This window comes from Pseudonocardia yunnanensis (genome assembly GCF_039534065.1).
Classification (GTDB): Bacteria; Actinomycetota; Actinomycetes; order Mycobacteriales; family Pseudonocardiaceae; genus Pseudonocardia; species Pseudonocardia yunnanensis.
Map to the genome: position 1 here is coordinate 430706 of NZ_BAAAUS010000006.1, position 12618 is coordinate 443323.

Consider the following 12618-nt stretch of genomic DNA (forward strand, 5'->3'; position numbering starts at 1 on the left):
AGGGGCGGGAGTGGTTTCGTGGTGTGCGGGGAGGTCTGGCAGTGAGTGAGTTGGCGAGCCCACCGTCGGGTGCGGCGGCGCCATCGGCGGGGGGCGCGCCACCCACCAAGGCGCCCGCACCGGTTGTTCCGGAACAGATGCGCCCCGAGGACAGAACCCCGGCCAACAACGTGTCACCTTCGGACGCCCCCACCCTTCCTGCTGTCCCGCCCGGCACCACCCCGGGCACCGAGCTCGCCGGGCGCTACCGCCTGCGCACGCGCGTCGGATCCGACGCGGCGGCAGGCGCCGAATTCTGGCGTGCCCAGGACACCATCCTGCGCCGTGACGTGGGCGCCACCGTGCTGCGCCGCTTCCCCGCCGACCGCGGATCCGAGCACGAGGCCATGGCACGCGCCGACGCGATCGTGGCCCGCGCACTGCGCGCGGGCAGCTTCGAGCACAGCGGTTGCGCCCGCCTGCTCGACGTCCTCACTCCCGGCACCGGCGGCATGCCCCACGACGTGCTGGGAGTCGCCGTCACCGAATGGGTACCCGGGCGCAGCCTCGCCGAGGTGATGGCCGAGGGGCTCATCAAGCCGATCGCGGCAGCCCGCGCGGTCGCCCCACTGGCCGCAGCTGCCGAGGAGGCGCACCGCCACGGCCTCGTGCTGGGCTGCGACCACCCCCAACGGGTACGGATCACCCCGGAGGGGCGCGCGCAGCTGTCCTTCGTCCTACCTCGCCCCGACGTCACCCCGGCCGACGACGTGCGCGGACTCGGAGCCGTCCTCTACACCCTGCTCACCGCCCGCTGGCCGCTGTCGAGCGCCGACGCCGCCCTCGCCGGCCTGAGCCCGGCCGAGCGCACCCCGGCCGGGGCACTCCTGCCGCCGTCGCAGCAGCGCCCGGGCGTTCCCGTCGAGCTCGATACCCTCGCCCACGGTGCCCTCGGTCCCGACGGCGCCCCCGGCCACGTCCACACCGCCGCGGCGGTCAACCGCCTGCTCACCGAGGTGGTCGACGAGCACGACCGCATGGCCCTGTTCCCCCCGGCCCACGACGGCGTCCCGTCCGACCCGGGAGACGTGTGGCAGGACGGCGGCCGTGCCACCGCCGCACCCGACCCCCGGCGCAAGCGCAAGCTCGCGATCGGACTGACCGCACTCGCCGTGGCCGTGGTCTTCGTCATCGGCTACATCAGCATGCAGCTGGGCTCGGTGTTCTCGGACGGCAACGGGCCGCCCATCGTCGTCGACAGCCCGTCCGCTTCGTCGGGCGGCGCACCGGCCGACGGCGGCCCGCAAGTCAGCGGCGACGGCGGCATCGCGGCAGTCGCAGGCGTCAAGGTCTATGACCCCGTGGGTGACGCCGACAACTCGAGCCGCGTGTCCCGCGTGATCGACGGCGACCCCTCGAGCGGGTGGAGCACCTTCATCTACAAGCAGCAGTTCCCGGCGCTCAAGCCCGGCGTCGGGGTGATGGTGTCGTTCGCCTCGGCGGTGCAGCTCTCCCAGCTCGAGATCGACTCGCCGAGCGCGGGCACTGTCGTCGAGGTGCGTTCGGCTCCCGACGCGGATTCGTCCTTCCGCGACACCTCGCCCATCACCGAGGTCACCCTCCGGGACGGCACCACGCCCGTCTCGCTCGCCGGGAGCCAGCCCGTCACCCACGTGCTGCTGTGGATCACCAAGCTCAGCGGCGGGGGCGACGCCAACGTCACCCAGATCAACGAGGTCCAGTTCCACCGCGCGGGCTCCTGATCGCCACCAGTTCTCCGGAACGGCCACGGGGGACGGGCATCTCGACCTAATCTCCGCGTCGTGCGCTCCCCGGCTCCCACCGACGCGGAGCTGCTGGCCGCGCACCGAGAGGGCGATCCGAGCGCGTTCACCGAGTTGGCGGCGCGGTACCGGTCCCGGCTGTGGGGGGTGGCGCTGCGCACGCTCCACCACCCCGAGGACGCCGCCGATGCCGTGCAGGAGACCCTCGTCGCCGCCTACCGCCGAGCGGGCTCCTACCGCGGCGAGGCCTCGGTGCGCACGTGGTTGCACCGGATCCTCGTCAACACGTGCATCGACCGGATCCGGCACGACAGCAGGCGCAGCACGGTCCCGCTGCCGGAGCGCGAGCTGCCGGCGAGGCATCCCGACCTCGCCACGGAACTGGTCACGCGCCTGTCCGTCGACGCCGCACTCGCGGCGCTCCCCGTCGAGCAGCGCCTGGCGGTGGTGCTGGTGGACGTCCAGGGTTGGCCGGTGGTGGAAGCCGCCGAGATGCTGGAGGTGCCGGTGGGCACGGTGAAGAGCCGCTGCGCACGGGGCCGCGCACGCCTGGCCGTGCTGCTCGGACACCTGCGGGAGGAGGAGCGATGACCACTCCACGCCCCGACCTCGCGCAGCTCGCCGACCTGGACGCGGGTGTGCTGGAGCCGACGCAGGCAGCCCAGGTGCGCGCGGCCGCTGCCGCCCACCCCGAGTCGGCCGCAGTACTGCACGCCCTCGCCGTCACCCGCGGCGAGCTCGCGGAGCTGCCCGCACCTCCCGTACCACCTGAGTTCGCCGCTCGATGGGCGGCGGCCCTGGAGGCTGAGGCCGCGACCGATGAACCGAGTCCGGATGTCGAGGTCGGGCCACCCCGCTCCTCTCTCGATCGGAGGCGGCCCGCACCGCGGCGCCCGTGGCCCCCTCGGGCTGCGCGGCGGACGACTGCCACGAGGTCTTCATGGCGCCGGCCGCTGGCCGCCGTCGGCGCCGCAGCCCTGCTCTCCGTGCTCGTCCTCGCCGGTGTGCTGTCGTCTCGACCCACCCCCGCGCCGTCCATCGACCGGGTGAACTTGGCCGCGGTCGCCCGTTCCGCGATCGGCTCGGTGGACGCCGGCGCGCTGGCAGATCCCGCACGACGCGCCGGCTGCCTACGAGCCGCCGCCCCGGCGCTGGCACCCGACGCCCCGCTGGTGGGGGGCCGCCAGGTCACGGTGGGTGGACGGCAGGCGGTGCTACTCGTGCTCGTCACCGGACGGCTGGGATCCTTCGACGTCGTTGTCGTCGACTCGGAATGCGGCCCTGGCCACGGCATGCTGTTGAAGTCAATCGTGATTGGAGGGTGACCCGTCTCACCCTCGGTTGCCGCCCGGTAGCAGTAGGAATGCCCGTCCCTGGGATCGTGTTGACAGGCAGAGACGACAGGGAGGACGCGCCAGTGACCACCGACGAGGTGCGTGAACTGATCATCATCGGGTCCGGGCCGGCCGGCTACACCGCAGCGGTCTACGCTGCGCGTGCGCAGCTGCGGCCGTTGGTCTTCGAGGGCACCCAGTTCGGCGGCGCTCTGATGACCACGACCGAGGTCGAGAACTACCCGGGGTTCACCGACGGAATCATGGGCCCTGAGCTCATGGAGCAGATGCGCAATCAGGCCACGCGCTTCGGCGCCGAACTGCGCGCCGAGGACGTCGAGCAGGTGTCGCTGCAGGGCGAGGTCAAGACGGTCGTGGCCAACGGGGTCACCTACCGCGCCCGTGCCGTGGTCCTCGCGATGGGTGCCGCCGCACGCTACCTGCACGTTCCGGGGGAGCAACTCCTCCTAGGGCGTGGCGTCAGCGCCTGTGCCACCTGTGACGGCTTCTTCTTCCGCGACAAGGACATCGCCGTCATCGGCGGCGGCGACTCGGCGATGGAGGAGGCCCTCTTCCTCACCCGCTTCGGCCGCACGGTCACGATCGTGCACCGCCGCGACGAGTTCCGCGCCTCCCGCATCATGCTGGAGCGCGCCCAGAACGAGCCGAAGATTCACTGGCGCACCAACACCGAGGTCGTCGAAGTTCTCGGCGAGGGCAGCGTCTCGGGTTTGAAGCTGCGCGACACGGTCACCGGAGAGGAGTCCGTCCTCGAGGTGTCCGGCATGTTCGTCGCGATCGGCCACGACCCCCGTAGCGAGCTCGTGCGGGGTCAGGTCCACACCGATGAGGCCGGCTACGTCCAGGTCGAGGCTCCCTCCACCCGCACGGGCATCCCGGGCGTCTTCGCCGCGGGCGACCTCGTCGACAGCACGTACCGGCAGGCGATCACCGCCGCCGGCACCGGCTGTTCGGCCGCGATCGATGCAGAGCGCTGGCTGGCCGACGGCCCCGTCCCCAGCGAACTGGCGGGCGGTGGATACGGGCAGGCGGCCGAACAGGTCGCCGTAGTCAGCGGCTGAATCGAATTCACGAGTTTCTTTCCCGAGAACGGAGATCAGAATGGCCAACACGGTGAACGTCACCGACGACTCTTTCGACGCCGACGTCCTCAAGAGCGACAAAACGGTCGTTGTCGACTTCTGGGCCACCTGGTGCGGCCCGTGCAAGATGGTCGCCCCGGTGCTCGACGAGATCGCTGGTGAGAACAAGGACAAGCTGACCGTGGCCAAGCTGGACATCGACGCCAACCCGGCGACTGCCCGTGACTACCAGGTCATGTCCATTCCCACGATGATCGTCTTCCAGGACGGTAAGCCGGTCAAGCAGATCGTCGGCGCCAAGCCGAAGGCTGCGTTGCTCTCCGACCTGGCCGACTACCTGGGCTGAGCCCAGAACCACCCATAAGTACCCCGCTTCCGAAGCCGGAAGCGGGGTACTTGTCTATCACGACACAAAATTCGGTGGACACGGCCCGCCGTCCCCCATCGGGGAACCGGCAGGGCACAATGAGCGACGGCCCAGCACCGAAACGTCGGTGCCTGACGAGCGAGCGAGGGGTGCATGCAGCTGCTGCGCCGAGGTGACAGCGGTCCCAACGTTGTCGAGATCCGGTCCACGCTGCGACGGTTCGGCCTGCTCGGTGAGAGTACGGGCGGTCCAGCCCCGGAGGACGACCGGTTCGACGCCGCCCTCGAGCAGGCCGTACGGGCCTTCCAGCAACAGCGGGGTCTGATCACCGACGGCATCGTCGGTCCGGCCACCTACCGGGCACTACGTGAGGCCGGATGGAGCCTCGGCGACCGCATGCTCGCCCTGATGATCTCTGCACCGATGAGCGGCGACGACGTCGTCGCCCTGCAGGAGCGGCTCCTCGAGCTCGGTTACGACCCCGGCCGCCCCGGCGGGGTGTTCAACGAGCAGACGGAGGCCGCGCTGCGGAAGTTCCAGCGCGAGTACGGCCTCCTGCCCGACGGGCTCTGCGGGCCCGCCACGCTGCGGTCCCTGCGTCAGCTCGGGCGGAAGGTCACAGGCGGTCGTCCGCACCTCCTGCGCGAACAGGAGCTGCTGCGTCAGGCCGGGCCTCGGTTGCGGGGCAAGCGAATCGTCGTCGACCCGGGCCACGGTGGACCCGACCGCGGCATCGTCGCCGCCGGCGTCGCGGAGGCCGACCTCATGTGGGACCTCGCGCGCCGGTTGGTCGGCAGGATGTCGGCCACCGGGATGGACGCGATGCTGTCCCGGCAGGAGGACACCTGCCCCGCTGAGACCGAGCGTGCAGCCTTCGCCAACAACGCGGGCGCCGACCTCGTGCTCTCGCTGCACACCGACGCGAACCGGAGCATGCACGCCCAGGGCCTTGCCACGTTTCATTTCGGCAACGGTTCTGGAGCCACGTCCACCGTCGGTGAGGCTCTCGCCGGGTTCATCCAGCGGGAGCTGCTCACCCGTACCGCGATGAACGACTGCCGCACGCAGGGCCGCACGTGGGAACTGCTGCGACTGACGCGCATGCCCACCGTTCGTGTGGAGATCGGCTACCTGTCCCACATCGGTGACCGCAGGCGGCTGCTGGATCCCGCGTTCCGTGACGTCGTTGCCGAAGGCATCCTCGTCGCCGTGAAGCGGCTCTACCTACTGGGCCAGGACGATCAGCCCACCGGCACGTTCACATTCTCGGATGTGCTGGCTCGCGAGCTGGAACGCGGCGCACAAGCCATCTGATCCGGGCTTCCGGAACGGAAAATCACGACGTACGCCAACCTGGGGCGTGCAATACCCACCATCGGCCCATCGCCCCAGGGTGGTCGTCACAGGCCGCCAGCGTTGCGTACAGCGCGCCCTGTACGCCGCTGTGAGCGGCGATCACGAGCGGCTGGGTACCTGACGGTAGGACTCCTGGGTCACACTGCTGGCCTGCATCGGGATCGTGATCGTGCCGAGCAGTTGCTCCAGCGCGGCCTCCACGTCCTCTTTCCACGTCATCGCCGAACGCAGCTCCATCCGCAGCCGCGGGTAGCGCGGATGCGGCCGGATGGTCTTGAAACCGACACGGCGGAGGAAGTCGGCGGGGATGAGGCAGGCGGGCTCGTTGCCGGGACGCTGCTCGCCGAACACCTCGATGGCCTTGACGCCACGACGAGTGAGATCACGGACGACGGCCTGAGCGAGCATCCGGCCCAGACCCTCGCCGGCGAACTCCGGCATCACCTGCATGGTGGTGAGCAACACGGCGTCGGCACTGACCGGGCCGGTGGGCATCTCCGCGGCGCGCGGCACCGCCGAGGGTGGTGCGTAGATCACGTAGCCGGCGGGCACGCCGTCCATGTGCAGGATGCGTCCGCACGAGCCCCACTCGAGGAGTACCTCGGAGACCCAGGCTTCCTTCTCGAGCTCAGTGGAACCGAAGTCGGCCGCCTGCTTACCCAGGTGCTCCGACAGCTCCCAGAACACGCACCTACGGCACCGCTTGGGCAAATCGTCGAGATTGTCCAGGGTGAGGGGCGCCACATGCCAGGACAAGAGCAACCTCCGGCGCCAAGATCATCATCGGGATGCCGCCGCCCCTCGCGCCGACTTCTCGACGATAGATCGATCCAGCATGGAAGGACACCCCAAGTACTGCGACCGGTGTCTCACCCACGACGAACTGAAGAATGTTCCCCCTTCCCGGTTACACTCGGCCAGCCTGCTTGGTTGAACGACATCCCCACTGCCGAGGAATTTCCGGGAGGATCCACCGTGCCGCAGTCGGACACGCCCCCGTCTCTTCGACCCTCCGGCATCCACGCGGCAGCAGCGGCAGCACCTACCGAGCGGTTCGCGGCTCGCACAGCGGGCATGACGGCGTCGGAGATCCGCGCCCTGTTCGCCGTCGCCAGCAGGCCGGAGGTCGTCTCCCTCGCGGGCGGTATGCCGAACCTCGCCGCGCTGCCGCTCGGCGCACTGGCGGCCGAGGTGGCCGACCTCGTACAGCGAGAGGGCGAGGTGGCGCTGCAGTACGGCTCGGCGCAGGGAGTGCCCGCCCTGCGAGAGCAGATCTGCGAGGTGATGGCGCTCGAGGGCATCCGCGCCGACCCGGACGACGTGGTCGTCACCGTCGGGTCGCAGATGGCGCTCGACCTCGTCACGCGCATCTTCTGCGACCCCGGCGACGTCGTGCTCGCCGAAGGCCCGTCCTACGTCGGCGCGTTGGGCAGCTTCGCGGCCTACCAAGCCCGCGTGGTGCACATTGCGATGGACGAGCACGGCCTGGTGCCCGACCTGCTGCGCGATGCCCTCCGCACGCTTGCCGCGCAGGGCATCACCCCCAAGTTCCTGTACACGATCCCGAACTTCCACAACCCGGCCGGCGTCACGCTCGCCGTCGAGCGCCGGGCCGAAGTACTGGAGATCTGCGCCGCCTACGGCGTCGGCGTCGTGGAGGACAACCCGTACGGCCTCCTCGGCTTCAGCGGCCGCACCTACCCGGCCCTGCGCTCCCTCGACTCGTCGGTGGTCTACCTCGGGTCGTTCTCCAAGACGTTCGCGTCCGGGCTGCGCGTCGGGTGGGCGCTGGTGCCACCCGCGGTGCGCGACCGGCTCGTCCTGGCCGCGGAGTCGGCCACCCTCTGCCCGCCGAGCTTCACGCAGATGCTCGTGTCGCGCTACCTCTCCGGCCACGACTGGCACAGCCAGATCAAGACGTTCGCCGAGGCTTACCGCGACCGCCGGGACGCCCTGCTGGACGCCCTCGAGACCTATCTCCCCGACGGTTGCACGTGGAACGTGCCCGACGGCGGCTTCTACGTCTGGCTGACGGTGCCCGAGGGAGTCGACACGAAGGCGATGCTGCCGCGCGCGGTCACCGCACGCGTCGCCTACGCGTCCGGCACCGGCTTCTACGCCGACGGGTTCGGCAGCCGACAGTTGCGACTGTCGTACTGCTACCCGACGCCCGAGCGCATCACGGAGGGCGTGCGGCGGCTCGCAGGAGTGCTCGAGGCGGAGCTCGACGTCATGCGCACGTTCGGCACGCCCACCCGCCCGGCGCTCGGCCCGGCGCCGGCTCGCAACGGCCCCCAGTCACCCAGCCCCCACACTCCCTGAACCAAGCCGCCGAGTCAGCGGGTCGCTGGCGCGCCTGCGGAAGGCGTGGACCCGCCCTGCAGGTGACGGCCGGCTCGAGATCTCGCGGGTGGCCAGCACTCCAGTGGCTGTCCGCGGTTTCTCCAACGGCGGGAGTCAGGAGGCTCCTGCGTGGCCACGTTTCGCGCCGCCCCGCGAGCTTGTCAGTCCCGTGGCCCGGCTGCCCGCACAGCGGTAGGCGATGGGCGGATCCGCGCTTCGGCGATCTCACACGGTCGCCCCGCGGCATGAGTAAGCCGATCACGTGAAACGACGAGCCGACCCGCAACGGAGGTCCCGAGCGGTTCGGCGGCGTGACCCAACCGGCCCCGGGCCGAAACGGGCTCCGCCGTCCAGCAGCATCCGGGCACGAGCGCGGAGATCGTCCGCCGGCTCGTCGCCGACCCCGAGGACGTCGGCCTCGACGCAGTAGAGGTCGGTCACCTCGGGCATGGGGCGGTCGCCGAGCGCCTCCTGCTGGTCCGTGGGCGCTCCTGCGATGCGATCCACCGGCCAGCGGCTGCGAGTACCCGGGCCAGGTTTCGCGTCATGAGGGAGCCAGTACTGGAGCGCGGATCAGCCGGTCCCGCGACACACTGCCTGCTCGGCTTATCCCACAGTCGCCCAGCCCCATCCACCTTCACCCGTCCCGCACGCTCGCGCGCAACTGGGCGGAGCCTGGCCGAACTACCGCGACGGCTCCACCGGTGCGGGACTCGGGTTGTCGGTGGCCCCGCGGGCGCTGCGACACTGCCCACGCAGCTCGTTCTGCTCGCCCGTAGCTCGCGACGTTGCGCGCCCCCTGCCACCGTCGTCGGTTGCCGGGGGGAACTGCTCCCCGTTTCCCGCATGCCGAGGAGATCGTCGGCGACTGGCTCGGGCAGTACGCGAACGCCGTCGAACCGACGGCCTGCGGCCCGAGCCGCTGCGTGAACCCGCCGGCGGTGATGCCCCTCGTCCTCGGCGACGAAAACGAGCGGTCGGCGATGGCCGCTCGACCCGGTGGTGACCGGCGGCCCGATCCTTCCCGCTGCTCACTCGGCCCCTTCGCACACCTCGCCCGGCGGGCTCCGACACGCGCAGACGAAGTAGCCGTGACTCGGCTCCGCGCCCCGCCGCACGTTTACCCCGGACCGCCCACCGCTCGCCCGGCCCTGGTGCTCCTATCTCGTGTCGACCGTTCAGGGCGACGCAGGCGCCTGGCAGCAGGCGCCTTACGCACGCCCATTTCGACTAGCGCGAGCCGTGGGTGGCGCCTCGGGAAGAGATCCTTCTCTGCCCGGCGGGTTGGCCAGGATCGGCTGGGCGGTGTTTCACGTGAAACACCGCGCCGCAACCGCTGAGCGTTCGTTCTGGCGTCGCGCTTCTGGCTTCCGAGAACGCCCGACGCCGGTCGGAGTCGCGCGGACCGTCGTAGGGGAGAACCGCGTGGCAGCAACGAATGGCTACGGGGCGGGCGGAGGTGCCGCCGACGACCCTGGCGTCGGTCACCTTCTGCGGCCGCTGGCCAGCCCCGCCCACGAAGGTGAGCGGTTCGAACGCATCGTTTGCGCGGCGCGGCGGCCCGCCATCCACCGGTCGGCTAGCCCTCGGCATGAGTCGGTCGGTTCGACCGGCTCCGCTCGTCCCGGCGGCACACGGACTGGACGGTGCCGCGCAGGCGACCTGCTCCCACCCCCAGCGCGAGGCATTCCGAAGACCTGTTTCACGTGAAACCCCCGCCACGCCCGATCGCCCCCCACGGCACCAGTCGGCAGCCCCACACGCACGGATCGACCCGGTGCCGGCGCCGGCGTCCAGCACGGGCGGCCAAGCCTCGGAACGAGTGGGTCAGCTCGGCGGGCGCACCTCCGCCCGCAGGGTGGCCGGACTCGACGGTGCGGCGTACGGCGATGGGTTCCGCCCCGGCGTCGGCACGCCGGACGCCTTGTTTCACGTGAAACCGCGCCACGCAGGGCAATCCACAGCACCAGTCGGCCGTCGTACACACGCACGACCCGAGGCGAGTCGCGACCCCGGCGCGGTCGGTCAGCCCCGCGGCGAACGGCCCGACACGGTTGGCGCCCCTCGTCCGCCGGCGGCCGGACCGGACGGTGCCGCGCAAGGCGATGCGCAACCAGGCCGACACCGACGCTCCCGCGCCTGTTTCACGTGAAATGAGCACCACTCGGCGGTCCTACATACTCGACACGAGGCCAGCGCCCGCGGTCCCGCCGGTCGACCAGAGTCCGCCACGAATCCGCCGACTCGGCGGCCCCTCGTCCACCGGCGCACGGACTGGACGGTGCCGCGCAGGACGAGGGACCCGGCCCCGGTGCCCGCACTCCAGACGCCTCGTTTCACGTGAAACTGCGCCGCGCTCGATAAGGCACAGCGCCACTCGGCAGTCCCTACACACTCGACCGGAGGCCAACGCCCGCGGTCTCGCCGCGGTCGGCCAACCCCGGAACGAAACGGCCGACTCAGCGGCCCCTCATCCCCGACGCACGGACAGGACGGTGCCGCGCAGCGCGACGGGTTCCGCCCGGCGACAGCCTCCAACGCCTGTTTCACGTGAAACCACGCCGCGCTCGATATGCCACAGCGCCAATCGGCGGTCCTACATACTCGACACGGCGCCAGCGCCCGCGGTCCCGCCGGGTCGACCAGACCCAGAACGAATCGGCCGACTCGGCGGCTCCCCTCATCCGCTGGCGCACGGACTGGACGATGCCGAGCGGGGTGACGTGCACCCAGGCCGACACTGGCGCTCCCACGCCTGTTTCACGTGAAACCACAGCCGCGACTCGATCCCGGGCAGCCCAGCTCGCGGCTTGTCCGTCCGAGGACCGAGCGGACCAGCCCCCGGACCGCGGCTCGAAACTCCGCGGCACCCGGTCGGCAGTCGCTCCGCGCGCTGCCGCTCGTCCCAGGCATGAATCATCGATCCGGCACGGCTGAGGCGTCTCGGTCTCGACCAGCACGAGAACCGCGCGAGGTCCGCAGGCGCTGGGAAGGATGCGCCGGTGAGGGCGGCAGGGGCGGCGACGCTTTCGCCGGCGTCGTGGTTCGGACGTTCCGCTGCAGAGGGTGGACGTGGGCCGTCCGCTGTTGGCCGAGCCGGAGGGTTCCCACGCCCGCGTCCCGCGAGCATGGGAAAGCGCGCAATCGGTCCGAGGACATCAGACTGGCGGCCGGGATGATTCAGCTGACCCCGCAACATGTGTCACCCGCCAGCCGCCCCCGCCTCGTCGGGAGAGGCGGGGCGGGCGCCCTGCGCGGCGGAGCCGACTTCTCGCCGGAGCTTCTCGGCAACGAACAGCACTGGGCGCGCCAACCTCCTGCGTCGGTTCGACCTGCGAGCGTGGAGCGGCGCGAGACAGTCAGCAGCGCGCCAGACGCGTCATCCGTTCCGGCGGTACGACGCAGCGAGACCGGCTGGCTGCTGATCGCACCGTCGTCGTTCGGGGGCGAGCGAACCGCCGCCGCGGAGCCGCCACTTGTTCCCGGGTGGTTGGTGGCGCGGCCGGCACGAGTCGACCGTTGACAGGGTGATCCGTCTGATCCGCCCCACGTTGTTCAGTCCGAGCCCAGAGGTTGAGGCGCGGTGTTTCACGTGAAACCTCGATCCTGCGCCTGCCCGCCCCAGCTCTGTCGCCTCGCTCCGCGCCCCCACCGCTGCTGGGGCAAAGTTCGCGGCGAGCGAGTGGCGGCTGAGCCGGTCGCGGGAACCCGCGAACATCTGCGCGATCGGCCGAACCGGTCGACCGCCGCTCCCACGCACGGTTCGCCGCCTGTCGCCACCGCCGCCGGGACTGTCGGGACTCAGTCGGCGGCGCTAACGCGGTCACAGTTCGCTAGCGCGAGCCGGCCCGATACCGACCGGCCCGACGGCGGTTCGCTCGCACGGCGTCCATCGGGCACGTCATCAGCGGGCGCGCTCGCTCAATGGGCGCGCCGTCAATGGCTCCCTCGCCTGGGCGCTCGCTAGGCACCCCGACCCCGTTCCGTCGCAACAGTCGCTCGCTCGGAACGCCGTCGACGGCTCCGTCACGCGGTCGCCATCCGGGTTCCACCTTCACAGCGCCGTCGGGCAGTCCACGGGCAACTGACATCGCCGGCGGATCTGCATCGGCGCGGTCCGCTCGCACGGTCAGCGCTCCTATTGCCGCCGACTAGCTCGCGCCGCCGGCAGACACGTCGTCCTTCCCGCCACCGGTCCGCGACCCGCTTTCCCATTCCGCGAGTCAGGGAGTCGCCCGTCAGCGAAATGCCGGGCGAGCCGGGTTATCGGATCCCAGTTGCCCGGGACGCCGCATGGCGTCGCCGTTCCAGGGCGTCGCCGGGTACGCGGCGATCGAGTCCCCTGCGCGGTT

At 71.0% G+C, this 12618-nt stretch carries 9 protein-coding genes; 7 read left to right on the plus strand and 2 right to left on the minus strand.

Features of this window, described 5'->3' with window-relative positions:
- Positions 1-41 precede the first annotated feature (41 nt).
- The 6 genes from ABD743_RS08245 to ABD743_RS08270 all read left to right on the plus strand — a co-directional run bounded on the left by ABD743_RS08245 (position 42) and on the right by ABD743_RS08270 (position 5881).
- Positions 42-1742, plus strand: coding sequence for a protein kinase family protein (locus tag ABD743_RS08245; RefSeq protein WP_344720382.1), 1701 nt, complete (start codon positions 42-44; stop codon positions 1740-1742).
- A gap of 60 nt (positions 1743-1802) precedes the next feature.
- The gene (sigM, locus tag ABD743_RS08250; RefSeq protein WP_344720384.1) at positions 1803-2354 is read left to right on the plus strand and encodes an RNA polymerase sigma factor SigM; all 552 of its coding nucleotides are present in this window, start codon (positions 1803-1805) and stop codon (positions 2352-2354) included.
- Positions 2351-3088 carry a hypothetical protein gene (locus ABD743_RS08255; protein ID WP_344720386.1) on the plus strand — a complete coding sequence of 246 codons (738 nt, stop codon included), beginning with the start codon at positions 2351-2353 and terminating at the stop codon, positions 3086-3088. Before sigM ends, ABD743_RS08255 begins: the two co-directional genes overlap by 4 nt.
- A 92-nt stretch (positions 3089-3180) precedes the next feature.
- Positions 3181-4179, plus strand: coding sequence for a thioredoxin-disulfide reductase (trxB, locus tag ABD743_RS08260; RefSeq protein ID WP_344720388.1), 999 nt, complete (start codon positions 3181-3183; stop codon positions 4177-4179).
- A gap of 40 nt (positions 4180-4219) precedes the next feature.
- Entirely contained in the window at positions 4220-4546 is a 327-nt protein-coding gene (gene trxA / locus ABD743_RS08265) for a thioredoxin (protein WP_241036538.1), read from the plus strand.
- 174 nt (positions 4547-4720) lie between these two features.
- Entirely contained in the window at positions 4721-5881 is a 1161-nt protein-coding gene (locus ABD743_RS08270; protein ID WP_344720390.1) for an N-acetylmuramoyl-L-alanine amidase, read from the plus strand.
- A gap of 141 nt (positions 5882-6022) precedes the next feature.
- Here ABD743_RS08270 and ABD743_RS08275 read toward each other — a convergent pair whose 3' ends face one another.
- The gene (locus tag ABD743_RS08275) at positions 6023-6679 is read right to left on the minus strand and encodes a GNAT family N-acetyltransferase (protein WP_241036536.1); all 657 of its coding nucleotides are present in this window, start codon (positions 6677-6679) and stop codon (positions 6023-6025) included.
- Positions 6680-6940: 261 nt separating this feature from the next.
- Between ABD743_RS08275 and ABD743_RS08280 the strand changes: the two genes are divergently transcribed.
- Complete coding sequence (locus ABD743_RS08280; protein WP_344720754.1) at positions 6941-8245, plus strand: aminotransferase-like domain-containing protein; 1305 nt, start codon at positions 6941-6943, stop codon at positions 8243-8245.
- Positions 8246-8524: 279 nt separating this feature from the next.
- Here ABD743_RS08280 and ABD743_RS08285 read toward each other — a convergent pair whose 3' ends face one another.
- Complete coding sequence (locus ABD743_RS08285; RefSeq protein WP_344720392.1) at positions 8525-8773, minus strand: hypothetical protein; 249 nt, start codon at positions 8771-8773, stop codon at positions 8525-8527.
- Positions 8774-12618 lie beyond the last annotated feature (3845 nt).

Coding starts and splice junctions, on each gene's coding strand:
- ABD743_RS08255 (WP_344720386.1), top strand. CDS start 2,351: ATGACCACTCCACGCCCCGACCTCGCGCAGCTCGCCGACCTGGACGCG.
- trxA (WP_241036538.1), top strand. CDS start 4,220: ATGGCCAACACGGTGAACGTCACCGACGACTCTTTCGACGCCGACGTC.
- ABD743_RS08270 (WP_344720390.1), top strand. CDS start 4,721: ATGCAGCTGCTGCGCCGAGGTGACAGCGGTCCCAACGTTGTCGAGATC.